We start from the raw sequence: 18,418 nt of genomic DNA, 5'->3' as shown, positions 1-18,418 counted from the left end.
TGAAGGGGTGTGGCGCGGTCGCGACCGCGCCATTCGGGAATTACCAAAGCGCCAGGGTGTAGCCGACGATCAGCCGGTTTTCATCCAGGTCGGTCGTCAAGCCATTGCCGGAACGGAAGGTCACGTTGCGCCAGCGCAGGCTGACGTTCTTGAACACACCGCTCTGGATGACGTAGTTGATATCGGTGTCGCGCTCCCATTCGCTGCCGTTGTCGACCCTGCCCGCGTTGACATGGCTGCCGTCGGTGTAGCGGGTCATGAAGGTCAGGCCGGGAATGCCTTGCGCCGCGAAGTCATAGTCGTAACGCAGCTGCCAGGAATCCTCGTCGGCGCGGGTAAAGGTGTTGAAGGTCACCAGGTTGACCACGTACGGATCGCCGCCGTTGAGGAACGGAAAGGCGCTGTCGCCGGACAATTGCTGGTAGGCGGCACTGACCTTGTGGGCTCCGTGGGACAGCGTGAACATGCCGTTGAAGTTGCGGTTGTCGATGCGCCCGGCCCGTTCGGCGCCGTCGCCCCGGCTGTCGAAATAACGCAGGTCGCTGCGCAGGTTGAAGCCGTTGCCCAGCGGTTGCGTATGCACCAGTCCGGCGAATTGCTGGCGATAGATCTGGTCGAGCTTGCCGTAGTAGTAGCTCAGGTTCAGTTGCGGACTGAACGCGTAGCTGCCGCCGCCGAAGTCGAAGCTATCGCTGGTGGCGGCGGCGTAGCCGATGTCATCGTTGCTGGAGGAGTCGCGCAGGTTGGCCTTGGTCAGGCGTCCGGCATTTACCGTCAGGCCGTCGATTTCCTGGCTGGTCAGCAAGCCACCTTCAAAGGTCGAGCTCAACAAGCGTGTGTCGTTGTAGGTCACCACTGGCAACAAGGGTTGCAGGGTGCCGAGCTTCAACACGCTTTTGGAGACCCGCAATTTGCCGGTCAGGCCCAGTTCGCTGTAATTGTCGTCGGGCTCATGGCTCTGCGGGCCGAACGGCAGCAGGCCGGTACCACGGCGGTCGGGACTGGAGTCGAGCTTGAGCCCCAGCTCCCCCAGTGCGTCGAGACCGAAACCGAAGGTGCCGTCGGTGAACCCGGACTCAATGCGCGCAGTGAATCCCTGGGCCCATTCTTCGGCCTTGGATTGCGGCGCGTTGTCCTGACGGAAGTCACGGTTGATGTATTGGTTGCGCATATCAATACGGGCCTTGCTGTCGCCGATGAAGTCGGCCATGGCGCTGGGGGCGATCATGGGCAGAGTCAATGCGGCGGCCAGTGAAAACAGTGATGGGTAAGACGTGGTACGTGCGGGTGTCATTATTTTTATTCCCTGCCAACTGTTCGGTCGTCGTTTAGTGTTTGCTGGCGCCGGTGGCACCGATGCCGGTCATCGAGCGGATGAACTGCGCCAGATAACGGCCACGCTCAAGGGCTGCACGGGGCGAGGTGTCGGTGACGGAAAACAGCCATGCACTGAAGAACGCCAGGCTCATGGAAAACAGTGCCGGGTTGGAGTACGGGAACAGCGCCTTGTCGTGATGCATCACGTTGACCCACACCGCGGGGCTCAGCACCAGCAACACAATCGCCGAAACCAGTCCGGACAGACTGCCGAGGACCGCGCCGCGGGTGGTCAGGCCTTTCCAGTACATCGAGAGGAACAGCACCGGGAAATTCACCGACGCGGCGATGGCCAGCACCAGGCCCGAGAGGAAGGCGATGTTCTGCGATTCGAACAGCAGGCCGAGGATGATCGCCAGCACACCGATGCACAGGGTGGCGATTCGCGACACGCGCATCTCTTGCTGCTCGCTCGCCTGGCCCTTGCGCATCACGCAGGCATACAGGTCGTGGGACACGGCCGAGGCGCCGGACAGCGCCAGCCCGGCAACCACCGCCAGGATGGTGGCGAAGGCGACGGCCGAGATGAAGCCGAGGAACAGGTTGCCGCCTACTGCCTGGGCCAGGTGCACGGCGATCATGTTGCCGCCGCCGATGATCGCGCCGCTGGCGTCACGGAACGCCGGATCGGTGCCGACCATGACGATGGCGCCGAAGCCGACGATGATCAGCAGCAAGTAGAAGTAGCCGATGAAACCGGTGGCGTAGAACACGCTTTTACGCGCTTCCCTGGCATCGCTGACGGTGAAGAAGCGCATCAGGATGTGCGGCAGGCCGGCGGTGCCGAACATCATGCCCAGCCCCAGGGAAATCGCGTCGATCGGGTTGGACAGCAAACCGCCGGGGGCCATGATCGCGTTGCCCTTGGCATGCACGGCGGTGGCACCGGCAAACATCGCCTCAGTGCTGAAACCGAAGTGCTTGAGCACCATGAACGCCATGAAGCTGGTGCCGAACAACAGCATCACCGCCTTGATGATCTGCACCCAGGTGGTGGCGAGCATGCCGCCGAAGGTCACGTAGAACACCATCAACACGCCGACCAGCATCACCGCATAGAGGTAGTCGATGCCGAACAGCAACTCGATCAGCTTGCCGGCGCCGACCATTTGCGCCACAAGGTACATCAGGGCCACGGTCAGGGTGCCGAAGGCCGAGGTCAGGCGCACCGGGGTCTGTTCCAGGCGATAGGAAACCACGTCGGCAAAGGTGTACTTGCCCAGGTTACGCAGGCGTTCGGCAATCAGGAACAGGATGATCGGCCAGCCGGCCAGCACGCCCAGGGCGTAGAGCAAACCATCGTAGCCATTGAGGAACATCATCGCGGAGATGCCGAGGAACGAGGCTGCCGAGATCATGTCGCCGGCAATCGCCAGGCCGTTCTGGAAACCGGTCATGCCGCCGCCAGCGGTGTAAAAGTCGCTGGTTGAGCGGGTGCGAAGTGCCGCCCAGCGAGTGACGCCAAGGGTGAACAGTACGAACACCAGGAACATGCCGATGGCGTTCCAGTTCAGCGGACGGGACGCGCCGTCGGCGGCCATCGCAACATCAGTGACAGCCGCCAGCGGCAGCAGGAACAGCGCGAGAAGGCGGTTCATCGGGCGCACTCCTGCTTGAGTTTTTCATTCAGCGGGTCGATCACGTTGTTGGCGCGATAGACATAGAACCCGGTCAGCGCAAAGGCCAGCCCGACGATGACGACACCCACCAGCATGCCCACGGTGGTCACGCCGCCGCTCAAGGATTGGCCGAGGGTAGAAGGGGAGAAAGCCACCAACAGCACGAAGCCGTAGTAAATCACCAGCATGGCCAGGCTCAGTGACCAGTACAGCTTCTGTTTACGGCGAACCAGCTGGATGAAATCCGGGTGCTGGCGAATGAGTTCTACTTCCTGGGGTGTCATGACGCGCGCTCCTTTGTTGTTTTTGTTTTGGGTGAAACGGTTGAAAAGATCGCAGCCTGCGGCAGCTCCTACACAGGCATCCGGGCAAGCACATCCCCTGTAGGAGCTGCCGAAGGCTGCGATCTTTCAGAGCTGATCGAAATCCAGCACCACCTTGTCGCTGATCGGGAAGGCCTGGCACGACAGCACGTAGCCGGCGGCCACTTCGTAGTCTTCCAGGGCGTGGTTGCTGTCCATTTCCACTTCGCCTTCGATGACCTTGCACTTGCAGGTCGAGCACACGCCGGCCTTGCACGAGTAGGGCAGCTCCGCACCTTGCTCGTTGCCCGCTTCGAGGATGCTCATGCTGTTGCGCGGCAGGTCGAAGGCCAGGGCGCGGCCGTCGCTGATCACGGTGATCTGGCTGACCGCCGCATCCACTTGCCGGGCGGCTTCGCGGGCGGCGCGTTTTTGCTCGCTGCCGGCGGCGGCGAACAGTTCGAAATGGATGCGCTCAGGTTGCATGCCCTTGGCCTTGAGGCTGTCGCGCACGGTCTCGGTCATTTCCTGCGGGCCGCAGATGAATGCCGCGTCGAGGGCTTTGACGTCGAGCCAGCGGCTGAACAGTTGCTCGCACTTGTCGGCGTTGATCCGGCCGTTGTACAGGTCGACATCCTGCTGCTCGCGGCTGAACACGAAGATCAGGTTCAGGCGTTGCAGGTAGCGGTTTTTCAGGTCTTCGAGCTGCTCGCGGAACAGCGCGCCGGAGCTGGAGCGGTTGCCGTACAGCAGGGTGACGCGGCTGTGGAGCTCGGTTTGCAGGGTGGTCTTGATGATCGACAGGATCGGCGTGATGCCGCTGCCCGCCGCCACGGCCAGGTAATTGCCATGGCGTGCCGGGTCGAGTTCGACGCAGAAGTGCCCGGCCGGTGGCATCACTTCCAGGGTGTGTCCGGCTTTCAGCTGTTCGTTGGCAAACGCCGAGAAGCGTCCGCCGGTGACACGTTTGACGGCAATGCGCAGTTCACCGTCGTTGACCCCTGTGCAGATCGAATAGGAGCGGCGTACTTCTTCGCCGTCCAGTTGGGTGCGCATCACCAGGTGCTGGCCCTGGGTGAAGTGGAAGCTGTCCTGCAAGTGCTGCGGAATCTCGAAGGCGATGGACACCGCGTCACGGGTCTCGGCGCGCACGTCCTTGATGGTCAGGCTGTGAAATTTGCTCATTGTTGTTCTCCAGCTGGGACGGCCGATTCGCCGCTCAGATGCACTTGAAATAGTCGAACGGTTCCCGGCAATCGACGCAGCGGTACAGCGCCTTGCAGGCGGTGGAGCCGAACTGGCTGAGGACCTCGGTGTGGGCGCTGCCGCATTGCGGGCACACAACCTGCGGGCTTTCGCCGAGCAGGCTGCGTTTGCTGGTGCTGCCCTCGGGCGGTGCGATGCCGTAGGCGCGCAGGCGTTCGCGACCGCTGGCGCTGATCCAGTCGGTGGTCCAGGCCGGGGTCAACTTGCGCTCCAATTGCGGCGCCTTGAATCCGGCGAGTTCCAGCGCTTCGCGGATGTCGCTCTCGATCACTTCGGTGGCGGGGCAACCGGAGTAGGTCGGCGTGACCACCACGTGCAGGTGGCCGGCCTGCCAGTCCAGGTCCCGGACGATGCCCAGGTCGACCACGCTGACCACGGGCACTTCCGGGTCCATGACCTCTGCCAGAATCGCCCACGCGGCAGCCAGGTCGGTCGGTTGAGCCGGCCGGGCACCGAGGTCGCTGGCGATCAGCTCACCAGGTTGCATCGGGGTACGCTCGTGGCAGGAACTGCATTTCGGCCAGCAGGATGCCCAGGTGTTCGGTGTGCAGGCCCTTGCGTGCATTCAGATAGAAGTAGTTCGGCGCCGCAGGAACGGGCAGGGTAGCGCTGGTGAAAATCTGCTCGACCTTGGCCTGCCACTGGGCGGCCACGCTGGCGATGTCCGGGGTGATGCCGGCTTCGCACAAGTGCTGCTCGCTGGCATCAAAGGCGATCAGTTCGACGGTGAAGCGCCAGACTTCGGGGATGGCCGCGAGCATGCGCTTGTGGCTTTCCTCGGTGCCGTCACCCATACGCTCGATCCACTCGCCGGAGCGGCGCAGGTGGTAAGTCACTTCCTTCACCGCCTTGGCGGCGATCCCGGCAATGCGTTCGTCGCTGGACTGGCTCAGGCCCTGCAGCACCGGCAGATGCCAGGCGTCATACAGGAACTGTTTGAGCATGGTCACCGCGAAGTCGCCGTTGGGTTGTTCCACCAGCAGCAGGTTGCGATAGGCGCGCTCGTCGCGACGGAACGCCAGGTCATCGGCATCGCGGCCGTCGTCCAGCAGTTCAGCGGCGTATTCCAGCCAGTTGCGCGCCTGGCCCACGAGGTCGAGGCCGACGTTCATCAGCGCCAGCTCTTCTTCCAGCGCCGGGGCCTTGCCGCACCATTGGCACAGGCGCTGGCCCTGGATCAGGGTGCTGTCGCCGAGGCGCAGCAGGTATTCGATCAGATCAGTCTTGTTGTCCATGGTCGACCTCACATGTGCCCGACTTCGGCCGGCAGCTCGTAGAAGCTGGCGTGGCGGTAGACCTTGTCGTCCGACGGATCGAACAGCGGGTCTTTTTCGTCTGGCGACGAGGCGGTGATCAATGCCGAAGGCACCACCCACAGGCTCACGCCTTCGCTGCGACGGGTGTAGAGCTCGCGCGCGTTCTCGATGGCCATGGTGGTGTCGGCGGCATGTACGCTGCCGACGTGCTTGTGGTTGAGGCCGTGCTTGCTGCGCACGAAGACTTCGAAGAGGGTCCACTCGGACATTTCAGTTACTCCACATCGATTGCTTCTGTAGGAGCTGCCGCAGGCTGCGATCTTTTGGCGGCTTCGAAACCGCTGAAGATCAAGATCAAAAGATCGCAGCCTGCGGCAGCTCCTACAGGGGGGCGGATTGCCTTATGCGGCGTTCTTGTTTTGTTTTTTGCGGGCGTGGGCGACGGCGGCTTCACGGACCCAGGCACCGTCTTCAATCGCCTTGCGGCGGGTGGCGACGCGTTCCTGGTTGCACGGGCCGTTGCCCTTGAGCACTTCGTAGAATTCGTTCCACTGGATTTCGCCGAAGTCGTAATGACCGCGTTCGGCGTTCCATTTCAGGTCCGGGTCGGGGCAGGTGCAGCCCAGCAGCTCCAGTTGCGGGATGGTCTGGTCGATGAAGCGCTGGCGCAGTTCGTCGTTGCTCTGGCGCTTGATTTTCCAGGCCATGGACTGGGCGCTGTTCGGCGAGTGTTCGTCGCTCGGGCCAAACATCATCAGCGACGGCCACCACAGGCGGTTGATCGCGTCCTGGACCATGTCTTTTTGCGCCTGGTTGCCGTGGCGCATCATGGTCAGGAGGATTTCGTAGCCCTGGCGCTGGTGGAAGCTCTCTTCCTTGCAGATGCGGATCATCGCCCGGGAGTACGGGCCGTAGGAGGTGCGCTGCAGCACCACCTGGTTGACGATCGCCGCGCCATCCACCAGCCAGCCCACCGCGCCCATGTCGGCCCAGTTCAGCGTCGGGTAATTGAAGATGCTCGAGTACTTGGCCTTGCCGCTGTGCAGCTTGGCGACTTCTTCGTCGCGGTCGGCGCCCAGGGTTTCCATGGCGCTGTACAGGTACAGGCCGTGGCCGGCTTCGTCCTGGATCTTGGCCATCAGTTGCAGTTTGCGTTTGAGCGACGGCGCGCGGGTGACCCAGTTGCCTTCGGGCAGCATGCCGACGATTTCGGAGTGGGCGTGCTGGGAAATCTGCCGGACCAGGGTCTGGCGATAGGCATCTGGCATCCAGTTCTTGGCTTCGATCTTGATTTCTGAATCGATTTTTTCCTGGAAGGCGCGTTCCTGTTCGGACATCTCCGAGAGGTCCTTGATGCGCTTGACGCCTGTTTCTACGAGCTGTGCGTACATTTTTGAGTTCCCGCCTTGAATCTGTTCTGGGGCATGGGGGACTTTATAAGCGATACAGAATTTAATATCAAACACAAAATGACGTGTCGTATTTGTTTTTTGTATCGCTTTGGGGGGTGGTTCTTTGGGAGGGGGTACATATCCGTTTCTTGGGTAGCGGCGGCTGGCGGTTTCGCCCTTACGGCGACTTACTTTTTTTACAAGCGCCTAAAAAAAGTAAGCAAAAAAACGCTCGCCCCGAACGTACGGCCCCTCGCTAAGGCTCGGGGTTCCTTCGCTCCGGCATTCATCCGGGGGCATCGCCTCCGGTCGGCTTCGCTCGACCTCCTCTCGATGTGTTCGGCTGCGCCGAACGGCGCTGCGCGCCCATCCCCGGATGAACGCCTCCGCTCAGCCTGCCGAGGGGGCGGGTGGATCAAGATCAAGAGCTGCAGGCGAGCTAACGCTCGGCCTGATGAGTGGTGAGAAGCGGCGCGGTGTGAGCTGCTCTGCTTTTGCTCTTCTGTGGGAGCGAGCTTGGTCCGGGCGGCGTTCCGACGATGGCGGCCTGCCAGCCGACCTGGTTTTTGCAGATGTCCCCAATCCCTGTGGGAGCTGGCTTGCCTGCGATGGCGGCCTAGCAGCCGACCAATCTTTCGCAGGCATACCCGGACCAACTGTGGGAGCGAGCCTGCTCGCGAAGGCGGCCCGACAGCCAACCGAAACCTTGCAGATGTACTGAATACCTGTGGGAGCGAGCTTGCTCGCGATGACGGCCTGCTAGTCGACCAGGTACCTCACAGACGAACGCACCCAACAACCAGGCCGGCCGGTGGGCCGCCTCGGACGCTGTTGCGGTGTACGCCCGTTCGTGAGACCGAGTGGAGGTTCTGCGCAGTGGACAACCCGGCATGGATGCCGGGTTAGCCGCCGCCGGCCATGGATGGCCGATGGCGGCGGGCCCACGGAGCAGGACCGGAGCGAGGGTATGCCGAGCCTTGGCGAGGCACCGAACGTAAGGGGCAAGAGCCCTTGGTTACTTGGGGCTTTTCCAAGTGACCCGCTGTAAGAGCGGAACCATAGGTGGCCGTTATCGGAGAAACGGATATGTATACAAACACCAAAAAAGTGGCATTTCGTAACTAAACACTACCGATAAAGACTTTCTGAGAATGCATCGGGGCGAATGGGGTTGAAAAGTGTGCCTGCAATAATCTGATTATCTTAAGAAAATAACAGGCAGTAGGAGTGTGATGTAAGGCTATTCATGAAACTAAACATGATTTTTCCTACGGTTCGAGATGTTGACGATTGGTTTCAAGGTGATTAGCTTTGCAAATGAAGTCAAACGACTTTAACCAAAATAAACTAAGGGGTTATTGTTGTGCGCAATACCGAATTAAGCTTCAAGGGAAAAATATTTATAAGTGCTTTTTCTGATCTTGAGTTGTTTTGCAGCACCAATAATATATCCAGATTCGTTGTGGGTAATGTAATGTACCAAACCAAAGGGGTAGAGCAGTGAGTTTCCCCAAGGTGAGCGGATATGGTTACTTGTGTGGGGTGCGATTTAGTAGTTCTGTGACACTTTGGATAGACTTCATTTTAATTTTTACAGTACTTACATTTGTATATGATGCATCTCCAAAAACTTTGGGGTACGCCGCCGCATTGTATGGGCTGCCAGCACTGTTCTTAGGGCCATTAATTGGGACGCTAGCAGATCATACTAGTCCTATAAAATTTTTACTAATAAGCTTCGCCTTCAGGTTTATCGTTGCCGGCCTTTTATTTGGTGCGGGCTCAGAAACTATTTTCTTAATATTGGTCTCCCTTAAGGGGATATCGAACCTCGGGTCTGGTGCAGCAGAAATAATTTTGACGAGAAAACTGCTAGCGAATAAAGACCTGGTCAGTAATATTTCACTGGTCACAGTAATGGATCAGTTTATTAAAGTCTGCTCACCTTTAGCTGCGGGTGTTATTGCTAGTACTTCTGACAAGGCGTATGGTTTTTTGATTTCCGCGTTATTTTCCCTCTTAGGGATACTCTGTGTGATTTTGCTTTCTTTGAATAATCGGCAGAGAAATATACACGAATCGGAGCTGCGATCCTTTGGGAGTTTAAAGGCTCTAAAAAAATTGTTAAGTACTGGTCCGTCAACGCAGCTGTTTTTTACCTGTGCTTTAGTTCAATCTGCCGTACTTGGATGTTATGATTCGCTACTGAGTCTACATATCAAAAACATTGGGCTGGAAGCCTACGCGTTTGGAGTGATTGTTAGCTCCACCGCGCTAGGTGGAATTGTTGCGGGTCTAACCTTTAAATTGGTTTATCCGCAAAGAATTTTTTTCTGTTCGACACTTTCCCTGCTTTTATTTGGTGTAATGGTAACCCTGGCAGGGTTAATAACTAAGTCGGGTGGTTTGGCGGCGCTTGTAATGTTGATACTGGTTTTTTTTATTGCTGGTTATGCATATGGGCTGACTTCTTTAGGGTTTGGTATAACCCTTCAAAAGTACTGCCCTTTATCTAATTTAGGTACGGTGTCCGCAACCGCTCGTAGTTTGATGTTGATATTTATGATTGCTGGGCCGATTTTTGGTGCCTGGCTTTCAACACTTCTTTCAATCGCCGGCGTACTTGTCGCCTCTGGTGTTGGTGCAATTTTTTTTGGTGTGTTGCTGCATATAAAATATCGCGATAATTATGCTTCCGAGATAATTCGTATATCAAGCGAGTAATATCCTCTCGAAATAATCAACCCTGAATTCTCCACGCGTCAGGCATGTGGCGGTTGTAATTCAACTTGGAAAATACAGGCAAGGAATGTTTGAAGGGCGTTAAGCGTACAATAACGTCCGGATTTGGTTGAGCCCTCCGGCAAAAAAAAGCCCCGCAAAAAGCGGGGCCATAAAGGGTGCAGCAGTCATGCTTTAGGACGTTTATCCAGCACGTGGCAAGCCTTGCCCTCCGACCGCTTGATCGAATGAAACGGCTGCAAAACAATCCGCGAACTGATCCCGATGTACGTCTTGATGTGCTTGCTCAACTCCCCGCAAACAGCCTTCTGCTGTTCATCGGTCAGGTGCTGGTGCTCAGCCTTGAGCTCGACATGCACATCCACGCTGTCCAGGTTGCCATTGCGATACAGATGGATCTCATAGCACTCGGCAAGTTGTTTGACTTTCAGAACCTGTTCCTCGATCTGCGTCGGAAACACGTTGACCCCGCGGATGATCAGCATGTCATCGCTGCGCCCTGTGATCTTGTCGATGCGTCGCATCGGCCGTGCGGTGCCCGGCAGCAGGCGCGTCAGGTCGCGGGTGCGGTAGCGGATCATCGGCAGGGCTTCTTTGCTCAGGGAGGTGAACACCAGTTCGCCCATCTGCCCGTCCGGCAGCACTTCGCCGGTGACCGGGTCGATGATTTCCGGGTAGAAGTGGTCTTCCCAGATGGTCGGGCCGTCCTTGGTTTCCGCGCATTCCATGGCGACACCTGGCCCCATGATTTCCGACAGGCCGTAGATGTCCAGGGCGGTGATGCCCAGGCGTTGTTCGATGGCGCTGCGCAGTTCGGCGGTCCACGGCTCGGCGCCGAAGATGCCCAGGCGCAGGGCCAGTTTGTGCGGGTCGATGCCCTGGCGCTCGATTTCATCGGCGATGTTGAGCATGTAGGACGGCGTGACCATGATGATGTCCGGCTGGAAATCCTTGATCAGTTGCACCTGTTTTTCGGTCTGGCCACCGGACATCGGAATTACCGTGCAACCCAGGCGTTCGGCGCCGTAGTGCGCGCCGAGGCCGCCGGTGAACAGGCCGTAGCCATAGGAAATGTGCACCTTGTCGCCACGTCGGCCACCGCCAGCGCGGATCGAGCGCGCCACCACGTTGGCCCAGGTGTCGATGTCATTCTGGGTGTAGCCGACCACGGTGGGTTTGCCGGTGGTGCCGCTGGAGGCGTGCAGGCGCACGATGTCGTGCATCGGCACGGCAAACATGCCATAGGGGTAGTTGTCCCGCAGGTCGGACTTGGTGGTGAAAGGGAATTTCGCCAGGTCGTCCAGGGACTTGATGTCGTCCGGGTGCACGCCCAACGCATCGAAACGCTGACGGTACAGCGGCACGTTGTTGTAGGCGTGGTTCAGGCTCCAGCGCAGGCGCTCCAGCTGATGCTGGCGCAACTCGTCGATGCTGGCGGTTTCCAGCGGGTCCAGCACAGGATCCAGCACGGCTTTGGCTATTGGCATGTTCATGTGTTCACTCGAATTGTTTTTGTGTTCCAGCCCTTTTGCACAAGGGCTTTGAGTGCATGCCCCAAGGATACCTCTCGGCTCCTTGGGAATCGCGATTCTTTAGTGGGATAGACGCTCGATGATCAGCGCGATCCCCTGGCCTACACCGATGCACATGGTGCACAGGGCGTAGCGGCCGTTACGTTCTTCCAGTTCGTGCAGGGCAGTAGTGACCAAACGTGCGCCGCTCATGCCCAGTGGATGGCCCAGGGCGATGGCGCCGCCGTTGGGGTTGACCCGTGGATCGGTGTCGCTCAGGCCCAGCTCGCGCAGCACCGCCAGGCCTTGTGCGGCGAAGGCTTCGTTGAGTTCGATCACGTCCATGTCGGCCAGGCTCAGGTTGGCCACCTCCAGCACCTTGCGGGTGGCCGGCACCGGGCCGATGCCCATGATCCGTGGTTCAACGCCGGCAGTGGCCATGGCCATGGCCACGACCCGGCCTCGGGCGGTCAGGCCGTGGCGTTTGGCGACTTCCGGGCTGGCCAGCAGCAGGGCGCAGGCCCCGTCGTTGACTCCGGAGGCGTTGCCGGCGGTGATGCTGCCGCCTTCGCGGAACGGCGTGCCGAGTTTGGCCAACTGTTCAAGGGTGGTGTCGCCACGCGGGTGTTCGTCGTGCTCGACCACTTTGGCCGGGCCTTTGCGCTGTGGGATTTCCACCGCGACGATTTCCCTGGCCAGACGTCCGTTGGCCTGGGCGGCGGCAGCGCGTTGCTGGCTACGCAGGGCGAACGCATCCTGATCGGCCCGGGAGATGTTGAACTGTTCGGCGACGTTCTCTGCCGTTTCCGGCATGGAGTCGATGCCGTAGGCCTTTTTCATCAGCGGATTGACGAAGCGCCAGCCGATGGTGGTGTCGAAGATTTCGGCCGACCGGGAAAACGCCTGCTCGGCCTTGCCCATCACCAGCGGCGCGCGGGACATGGATTCGACGCCGCCGACCAGCATCAGCCCGGTTTCGCCGCTGCGAATCGCCCGGGCGGCGGTGCCGATGGCATCCAGCCCGGAGCCGCACAGGCGATTGAGGGTGGTGCCCGGCACGCTGACCGGCAACCCGGCCAGCAACGCCGACATGCGCGCGACGTTGCGGTTGTCTTCGCCGGCCTGGTTGGCGCAGCCGTAGATCACGTCGTCGACCGTGTTCCAGTCCACTTGCGGGTGGCGGCGCAGCAGTTCGCGCAACGGCACCGCGCCGAGGTCGTCGGCGCGCACGCCGCTCAAGACACCGGCGTAACGGCCAATCGGGGTCCGGACGGCGTCGATGATCAGGGCGTCATTCATTGGGGGTCTCCTGCGCCAGCACCGGGCCGCGCACTTTGTAGGATTTGCCATGGAACAGGGCGATCAACTGGCCCTGCTGGTTTTCGATGCGCACGTCATAGTTGCCGGTGCGCCCCGAACGGCTCTGCTCGATGCAGTCGGCGTTCAGCGTGTCGCCCAGGCGCGCCGGAGCGATGTAGTCGATGCTGCAGCCGATGGCCACGGTGGCTTCGTTGTAGCTGTTGCAGGCGAAGGCGAATGCCGAGTCGGCGAGGGCGAACAGGTAGCCGCCGTGGCAGGTGCCGTGGCCCTGGACCATGTCGGCGCGCACGGTCATGCCCACTCGCGAGCAACCGGGGCCGGCCGAGAGCAGGCGCATGCCCATGGCCTGGCTGGCGGCGTCGCGCTGGAACAGCGATTGCGCGCATTCACTGGCCAGGGTCATGGATTCATGGTTAGTCATGGAATGTTCTCCCTTCGGCGACGCGACGGCGCAGCAGCAGCGACGGCCGGTAGCGTTCTTCGCCATAACTGGCTTGCAGGTTTTCCAGCGTTTCAAGCATGTGCGACAGGCCAATGGCATCGGCCCAGGCCAGTGGCCCTTGCGGATAATTGACCCCGGCGCGCATGGCCAGATCGATGTCGGCGGCCGAGGCCACGCCTTGCAGCAAGGCGTCGGCGGCTTCGTTGGCGAGCATCGCCACGGTACGCAGGACGGCGAGGGCCGGGCTGTCGCTGAGCAGGCTGACCTTGAGGCCGGCCCGTTGCAGCAGGGCAACGCCTTGTTCGAGGGCCTGCGGATCAATGCCTGCCGCATGGCTGATGGCGATGCGTTTGGCATTGCCGTAATCGAACGCCAGGTCCAGCAGGATCAGGTTGCGCAGCCCGTCTTCGCGAGCCCGCTGGCAGGCCGTGCGCCCGTCGCTCAAGGCCAGCACGGCATCACCGACCCGCAGCAAGCCTTGGCCGTCGCGCTGGACGATCTCGACGCCTTGTTCATGCAAGCGTGGGAGCAAGCCTTTGACGATACCGAGGTCGCCTTCCACGGCACAAACCCCGACCTTTGCAGCGCTGCTGATTTCAGTGGCGTGCGGGCGCTCCGCGCCTTGGGCGTAGCTGTAGAAACCCTGGCCGCTCTTGCGTCCCAGGCGCCCGCCGTCCACCAGTTCTTTCTGGATCAGCGACGGCAGGAAGCGCGTGTCCTGGTAATAGGCGTCGAACACCGAGCAGGTCACGGCGTAGTTGACGTCGTGGCCGATCAAATCCGTCAGTTCGAACGCGCCCATGGCAAAACCACCGGCTTCGCGCATCAGCGCATCCAGGGTCGGGCAATCGGCCGCGCCTTCCTGCAACAGACGCAGACTTTCGGCATAGAACGGCCGGGCCACGCGGTTGACGATAAAGCCCGGCGTGGAGCGGGTGTGCACCGGTTTTTTGCCCCAGGCCCTGGTGGTGTCGTACAGGCACTCGGCGAGCGCCGGATCGCTGGCCAGGCCGCAGACCACTTCCACCAGCGCCATGACCGGTGCCGGGTTGAAGAAGTGCAGGCCGAGCAGGCGTTGTGGATGCTCAAGCTGCGCGGCGATGCTGGTGATCGACAGCGACGAGGTGTTGCTGGCGAGGATGCAATGCTTGCCACAGATGCCTTCGAGCTGGCGGAACAGCGCGCGCTTGACCTCGAGGTTCTCGACGATGGCTTCGATGATCAGATCGCAATCGGCCAGGACTTCGATGGCTTCCACCGCTTGCAGGCGGGCGACGGTTGCGCTGCGCGACTCGGCCGACAGCTTGCCGTTCTCGACTCGCTTGCCCAGCTGGCGATCAATGCCTTCGATCGCTTGAGCAGCAGCGCCGGGACGATTGTCCAGCAGCAATACCGGATGGCCGGCCTGGGCCGCGACCTGGGCGATACCGGCACCCATGGCCCCGGCGCCGATCACGGCGATGCGTGCGTTGGTGTTCAGTGCGCTCATGACTCAGCGCCCCTTGAAACTTGGGGCGCGTTTTTCCATGAAGGCACCGACGCCTTCACGGTAGTCCTCGCTGCGCCCGGCCAGGCGTTGCAGGTCTTTTTCCAGCTCAAGCTGTTCGTCGAAGCTGTTGCTCAGGCTGGCGTTGAGGCTGCGCTTGATCAGCGCCAGGCCGTAGGTCGGCTGGGTCGCCAGGTGGCGGGCCAGTTTCAGCGCTTCGTCGCGCAAATCGGCGTCGTCCACACACTGGTAGATCAAGCCCCATTGCTCGGCTTGTTCGGCGCTAAGGCGATTGCCCAGCAGTGTCAAAGCCTTGGCCCGAGCCATGCCGACAAGACGCGGCAGGGTCCAGGTGCCGCCGGAGTCCGGGATCAGGCCGATCTTGCAGAACGCCTGGATGAAACTGGCCGAACGTGCCGCCAGTACCAGATCGCAGGCCAGCGGAATGTTGGCGCCAGCCCCGGCCGCCACACCGTTGACCGCGCAGATCACCGGCAGCGGCAGGTCGCGCAACTGGCGGATCAACGGGTTGTAGAACTTCTCGATGGACTCGCCCAGGTCCGGCACGGCGCTGCCCGGCGCGACATTGCGGTCGCTCAGGTCTTGCCCGGCACAGAAGCCGCGCCCTTCACCGGTCAGCAGCAGTACGCGCACGTCCGGGTTCTGCCGCACTTGCTTGAGCGCTTCCTTCACTTCGCCGTGCATCTGGGTGTTGAAGCTATTGAGCTGTTCCGGCCGATTGAGGCTGAGCAGCGCGACGCCGGCGTCGATGGAAAACAGGATGTGTTCGAAGTTCATGGTCTTGGCGTTCTCTTGGCAGTCGTTCGAATTCGGATGTCAGTGGCCGCTTTATTGCCCGGTGTAAGTCGGGCTGCGTTTTTCCTGGAAGGCTGCAATGCCCTCGTCGCGGTCGCGGGTGCCGGCCAGCACGGTGAAGGCGTGGCGCTCGAAACGCAGACCGCTGGCCAGGTCGGTGTCCATGGCCTTGAGCAGTGCTTCCTTGGCCAGGCGCACCGCCAACGGTGCCTTGGCCGCAATGCTGCGGGCGATGTGCAGGGCGCGCTCGACGGTGAATTCCGGCTGGGTGACTTCGCTGACCAGGCCGGCGCGCTGGGCCTGGCGGGCGTCGATCGGCTCGCCGGTCAGCACCATTTGCATGGCCATGGATTTGCCGACGGCACGCAGCAGGCGTTGGGTGCCACCGGCGCCGGGCATGATTCCGAGGTTGATTTCCGGCTGGCCGAAGCGGGCGTCTTCACCGGCAATGATGATGTCGGCGTGCATCGCCAGTTCGCAGCCACCACCGAGGGCGAAGCCGTTGACCGCGGCGATCAGCGGTTTGCTGAAGCGGGTGATGGTTTGCCACGAAGCCTGGCGCGGGTCGTCGAGGATGCCGACCAGGTTGCGCTCGGCCATTTCCTTGATGTCGGCACCGGCTGCGAAGGCCTTGCGGCTGCCGGTAAGGACCACGGCCCGGGTGTCGGGGTCGGCTTGGGCGATGTTCAGTTCAGCGGCCAGCTCGCCCAGCAACTCGGTGGTCAGGGCGTTCAGGGCTTGCGGGCGCTGCAGGGTAATCAGGCGGACGCCAGGCTCGATCAATTCGACGGCAAGGGTCAGAGGCATGGCGGATGCTCTCACGGTGCACGCTCGGCGTGGTGCCGGCTCGTTATTGGATCGGCCGCAGGGGGCCGGTTTTGCCCAAGTATAGCTATAACGTGATACGTAAATGCAATACAAAAATAGATTTAATGTGTCTTATTGGTGGTGGTTTTGATTTTAAGGCTTTCTGCTTAAAGGTGGTGGATAGCGGGTTTTACCCAGAAAACATTGGGTTTTATGGCGATTTTAGGGGCGCGCGGGTATTCGTCGGAAAGGTGCGTTTCAAGTGATACGGTTTTTAGTCTTTGTGCTGTTAAAAGTGATGTGATACAAGATGAGTCATTATTTGCATCGCTTTGTGAAGGAAGCTTCCATGACCTGCTACAGCCTTGATGGCCTGACTCCGGTGGTTGATCCGAGCGCTTATGTGCACCCGTCCGCCGTATTGATCGGTGACGTGATCATCGGCCCCCATTGCTATGTCGGTCCGCTGGCCAGTCTGCGCGGTGACTTCGGGCGGATCGTGCTGGAGGAGGGCGCCAACCTGCAGGACACCTGCGTGATGCACGGTTTTCCCGACAGCGACACCGTGGTCGAACGCAACGGCCACATCGGCCACGGCGCGGTGCTGCACGGTTGCCGGATCGGCGCCGATGCGCTGGTGGGCATGAATGCGGTGGTGATGGACAACGCCCGGATCGGCTCGCGTTCATTCGTTTCGGCGGCGGCGTTCGTCAAGGCCGGTTTCGAATGCCCGGAGCAGTCGCTGGTCATGGGCGCACCGGCCAGCATCAAGCGCAGCCTCAGCGATCAGGAAGTGGCATGGAAACAGGCCGGCACCCGGGAATATCAGCAACTGGCCCAGCGTTGCCTGACGCAGATGCAGGTCTGCGAACCGCTGAGCGAACCGGAGCCTGATCGCCCGCGGATCAGTGACAGTGGGTTGCGGCCAAAGGACAGTACCTCATGAACACCACCCCTGTAGGAGCTGCCGAAGGCTACGATCTTTTGATCTTGATCTTTCAAAAAACAAAATCAAAAGATCGCAGCCTTCGGCAGCTCCTACGGAGTTTCGGTATATTCCTTTTCTTTTTTCCCACGGAACGCCCATGTCGTCCCTGACTCCCTTGAACCATCTGATTACCCGCTTCCAGGAGCAGACGCCGATCCGCGCCAGTTCCTTGATCATCACGTTGTACGGGGATGCCATCGAACCCCATGGCGGCACTGTGTGGCTGGGCAGCCTGATTCAGTTACTCGAGCCCATCGGCATCAACGAGCGGCTGATCCGCACCTCTATTTTTCGCCTGACCAAGGAAGGCTGGCTGACCGCCGAGAAAGTCGGTCGTCGCAGTTACTACAGCCTGACCGGCACCGGTCGCCGGCGTTTCGACAAGGCCTTCAAGCGGGTCTACAGCACCACGATGCCGGCCTGGGACGGTTCCTGGTGCCTGGTGATGCTCTCGCAGCTGACCCAGGACAAACGCAAACAGGTGCGCGAGGAGCTGGAGTGGCAGGGCTTCGGCGCGATTTCGCCGGTGGTGCTGGCCTGTCCGCGCAGCGACCGTTCCGACGTCAACGCGACCCTGCTCGACCTCGGCGTCCAGGAGGACACCATCGTCTTCGAAACCACCGCCCAGGACGTACTGGCCTCCAAGGCGCTGCGCCTGCAGGTGCGCGAGAGCTGGAACATCGAGGAACTGGCCGCGCACTACAGCGAGTTCATCCAGTTGTTCCGACCGCTATGGCAAGCCCTGCGCGAGCAGGAAAACCTGCAACCGGCCGACTGTTTCCTGGCGCGGGTGCTGTTGATTCACGAGTACCGCAAGCTGCTGCTGCGCGACCCGCAACTGCCGGATGAGTTGCTGCCCGGCGATTGGGAAGGCCGCGCCGCCCGCCAGTTGTGCCGCAACATTTACCGTTTGATCTATGCCAAGGCCGAAGAATGGCTGAACGCCGCGCTGGAAACGGCCGACGGCCCGTTGCCGGATGTGGGTGAAAGCTTCTATCGGCGTTTTGGCGGACTGAAATAGCACGTCATTGTTCAGGGAATGGTGCGGTTCAGGAGATTCGAAGCATCCGATGTCGTGTGGATTGACGTAGACAA

General features: G+C 60.6%; 17 protein-coding genes. 3 read left to right on the top strand and 14 right to left on the bottom strand.

The genetic code is table 11. The annotated features are described in order from the left end of the window. Window positions 1–40: 40 nt before the first annotated feature. From ACMDB8_RS18855 to paaA, 8 genes are all read right to left on the bottom strand, one after another. Window positions 41–1,294, bottom strand: a complete 1,254-nt coding sequence (locus ACMDB8_RS18855; RefSeq protein ID WP_056722559.1) for an OprD family porin — start codon at window positions 1,292–1,294, stop codon at window positions 41–43. 34 nt (window positions 1,295–1,328) lie between these two features. Beyond that, window positions 1,329–2,975: a cation acetate symporter gene (locus ACMDB8_RS18850; RefSeq protein ID WP_056722557.1), complete on the bottom strand. Its 1,647-nt coding sequence runs from the start codon at window positions 2,973–2,975 to the stop codon at window positions 1,329–1,331. Then, a complete protein-coding gene (locus tag ACMDB8_RS18845) occupies window positions 2,972–3,280 on the bottom strand; it encodes a DUF485 domain-containing protein (protein ID WP_046042846.1) in 309 nt (102 codons plus the stop codon). The genes ACMDB8_RS18850 and ACMDB8_RS18845 overlap by 4 nt, the downstream gene beginning before the upstream one ends. A 126-nt stretch (window positions 3,281–3,406) precedes the next feature. Beyond that, the gene (gene paaE / locus ACMDB8_RS18840; RefSeq protein ID WP_223541393.1) at window positions 3,407–4,483 is read right to left on the bottom strand and encodes a 1,2-phenylacetyl-CoA epoxidase subunit PaaE; all 1,077 of its coding nucleotides are present in this window, start codon (window positions 4,481–4,483) and stop codon (window positions 3,407–3,409) included. Window positions 4,484–4,517: 34 nt separating this feature from the next. Then, on the bottom strand, window positions 4,518–5,051 hold the full coding sequence (paaD, locus tag ACMDB8_RS18835) for a 1,2-phenylacetyl-CoA epoxidase subunit PaaD (protein WP_056722553.1): 534 nt from the start codon (window positions 5,049–5,051) through the stop codon (window positions 4,518–4,520). After that, on the bottom strand, window positions 5,038–5,799 hold the full coding sequence (gene paaC, locus ACMDB8_RS18830; RefSeq protein WP_409078894.1) for a 1,2-phenylacetyl-CoA epoxidase subunit PaaC: 762 nt from the start codon (window positions 5,797–5,799) through the stop codon (window positions 5,038–5,040). The genes paaD and paaC overlap by 14 nt, the downstream gene beginning before the upstream one ends. An 8-nt stretch (window positions 5,800–5,807) precedes the next feature. Beyond that, complete coding sequence (gene paaB, locus ACMDB8_RS18825; RefSeq protein WP_007943393.1) at window positions 5,808–6,089, bottom strand: 1,2-phenylacetyl-CoA epoxidase subunit PaaB; 282 nt, start codon at window positions 6,087–6,089, stop codon at window positions 5,808–5,810. 132 nt (window positions 6,090–6,221) lie between these two features. Next, entirely contained in the window at window positions 6,222–7,211 is a 990-nt protein-coding gene (paaA, locus tag ACMDB8_RS18820; RefSeq protein ID WP_056722549.1) for a 1,2-phenylacetyl-CoA epoxidase subunit PaaA, read from the bottom strand. Window positions 7,212–8,711: 1,500 nt separating this feature from the next. Between paaA and ACMDB8_RS18815 the strand changes: the two genes are divergently transcribed. After that, window positions 8,712–9,935: an MFS transporter gene (locus ACMDB8_RS18815; protein ID WP_409078893.1), complete on the top strand. Its 1,224-nt coding sequence runs from the start codon at window positions 8,712–8,714 to the stop codon at window positions 9,933–9,935. 185 nt (window positions 9,936–10,120) lie between these two features. On the opposite strand, the gene paaK is transcribed toward ACMDB8_RS18815, so the two are convergent. From paaK to paaF, 6 genes are all read right to left on the bottom strand, one after another. Beyond that, a complete protein-coding gene (gene paaK, locus ACMDB8_RS18810; protein ID WP_056722547.1) occupies window positions 10,121–11,446 on the bottom strand; it encodes a phenylacetate--CoA ligase PaaK in 1,326 nt (441 codons plus the stop codon). Between the two features lie 99 nt (window positions 11,447–11,545). After that, complete coding sequence (pcaF, locus tag ACMDB8_RS18805; RefSeq protein ID WP_409078892.1) at window positions 11,546–12,763, bottom strand: 3-oxoadipyl-CoA thiolase; 1,218 nt, start codon at window positions 12,761–12,763, stop codon at window positions 11,546–11,548. Then, complete coding sequence (gene paaI / locus ACMDB8_RS18800) at window positions 12,756–13,205, bottom strand: hydroxyphenylacetyl-CoA thioesterase PaaI (RefSeq protein WP_409078891.1); 450 nt, start codon at window positions 13,203–13,205, stop codon at window positions 12,756–12,758. Before paaI ends, pcaF begins: the two co-directional genes overlap by 8 nt. Next, entirely contained in the window at window positions 13,198–14,715 is a 1,518-nt protein-coding gene (gene paaH, locus ACMDB8_RS18795; RefSeq protein ID WP_409078890.1) for a 3-hydroxyacyl-CoA dehydrogenase PaaH, read from the bottom strand. Before paaH ends, paaI begins: the two co-directional genes overlap by 8 nt. A 3-nt stretch (window positions 14,716–14,718) precedes the next feature. Then, window positions 14,719–15,510 (bottom strand): 2-(1,2-epoxy-1,2-dihydrophenyl)acetyl-CoA isomerase PaaG, encoded by a 792-nt coding sequence (gene paaG / locus ACMDB8_RS18790; RefSeq protein ID WP_056722541.1) that lies wholly within the window; start codon window positions 15,508–15,510, stop codon window positions 14,719–14,721. A 51-nt stretch (window positions 15,511–15,561) separates the two neighbouring features. Further along, window positions 15,562–16,335: a 2,3-dehydroadipyl-CoA hydratase PaaF gene (gene paaF, locus ACMDB8_RS18785; protein ID WP_409078889.1), complete on the bottom strand. Its 774-nt coding sequence runs from the start codon at window positions 16,333–16,335 to the stop codon at window positions 15,562–15,564. Between the two features lie 349 nt (window positions 16,336–16,684). Here paaF and paaY point away from each other — a divergent pair, with 349 nt between their 5' ends. Then, window positions 16,685–17,281 (top strand): phenylacetic acid degradation protein PaaY, encoded by a 597-nt coding sequence (gene paaY, locus ACMDB8_RS18780; RefSeq protein WP_056722537.1) that lies wholly within the window; start codon window positions 16,685–16,687, stop codon window positions 17,279–17,281. Window positions 17,282–17,420: 139 nt separating this feature from the next. Continuing rightward, window positions 17,421–18,344, top strand: a complete 924-nt coding sequence (gene paaX / locus ACMDB8_RS18775) for a phenylacetic acid degradation operon negative regulatory protein PaaX (protein WP_008003007.1) — start codon at window positions 17,421–17,423, stop codon at window positions 18,342–18,344. Window positions 18,345–18,418: the final 74 nt, after the last annotated feature.

It is taken from the genome of Pseudomonas monachiensis (assembly GCF_047345015.1).
Classification (GTDB): domain Bacteria; phylum Pseudomonadota; class Gammaproteobacteria; order Pseudomonadales; family Pseudomonadaceae; genus Aquipseudomonas; species Aquipseudomonas monachiensis.
Note: the sequence above shows the minus strand (reverse complement) of the source record. Positions and strands in the feature narration are given on the sequence as shown.

Coding starts and splice junctions, on each gene's coding strand:
- paaA (WP_056722549.1), bottom strand. CDS start 7,211: ATGTACGCACAGCTCGTAGAAACAGGCGTCAAGCGCATCAAGGACCTC.
- paaD (WP_056722553.1), bottom strand. CDS start 5,051: ATGCAACCTGGTGAGCTGATCGCCAGCGACCTCGGTGCCCGGCCGGCT.
- paaH (WP_409078890.1), bottom strand. CDS start 14,715: ATGAGCGCACTGAACACCAACGCACGCATCGCCGTGATCGGCGCCGGG.
- pcaF (WP_409078892.1), bottom strand. CDS start 12,763: ATGAATGACGCCCTGATCATCGACGCCGTCCGGACCCCGATTGGCCGT.
- paaK (WP_056722547.1), bottom strand. CDS start 11,446: ATGAACATGCCAATAGCCAAAGCCGTGCTGGATCCTGTGCTGGACCCG.
- paaE (WP_223541393.1), bottom strand. CDS start 4,483: ATGAGCAAATTTCACAGCCTGACCATCAAGGACGTGCGCGCCGAGACC.
- paaB (WP_007943393.1), bottom strand. CDS start 6,089: ATGTCCGAGTGGACCCTCTTCGAAGTCTTCGTGCGCAGCAAGCACGGC.
- paaY (WP_056722537.1), top strand. CDS start 16,685: ATGACCTGCTACAGCCTTGATGGCCTGACTCCGGTGGTTGATCCGAGC.
- ACMDB8_RS18855 (WP_056722559.1), bottom strand. CDS start 1,294: ATGACACCCGCACGTACCACGTCTTACCCATCACTGTTTTCACTGGCC.
- paaC (WP_409078894.1), bottom strand. CDS start 5,799: ATGGACAACAAGACTGATCTGATCGAATACCTGCTGCGCCTCGGCGAC.
- paaX (WP_008003007.1), top strand. CDS start 17,421: ATGTCGTCCCTGACTCCCTTGAACCATCTGATTACCCGCTTCCAGGAG.
- paaF (WP_409078889.1), bottom strand. CDS start 16,335: ATGCCTCTGACCCTTGCCGTCGAATTGATCGAGCCTGGCGTCCGCCTG.
- ACMDB8_RS18845 (WP_046042846.1), bottom strand. CDS start 3,280: ATGACACCCCAGGAAGTAGAACTCATTCGCCAGCACCCGGATTTCATC.
- ACMDB8_RS18850 (WP_056722557.1), bottom strand. CDS start 2,975: ATGAACCGCCTTCTCGCGCTGTTCCTGCTGCCGCTGGCGGCTGTCACT.
- paaI (WP_409078891.1), bottom strand. CDS start 13,205: ATGACTAACCATGAATCCATGACCCTGGCCAGTGAATGCGCGCAATCG.
- paaG (WP_056722541.1), bottom strand. CDS start 15,510: ATGAACTTCGAACACATCCTGTTTTCCATCGACGCCGGCGTCGCGCTG.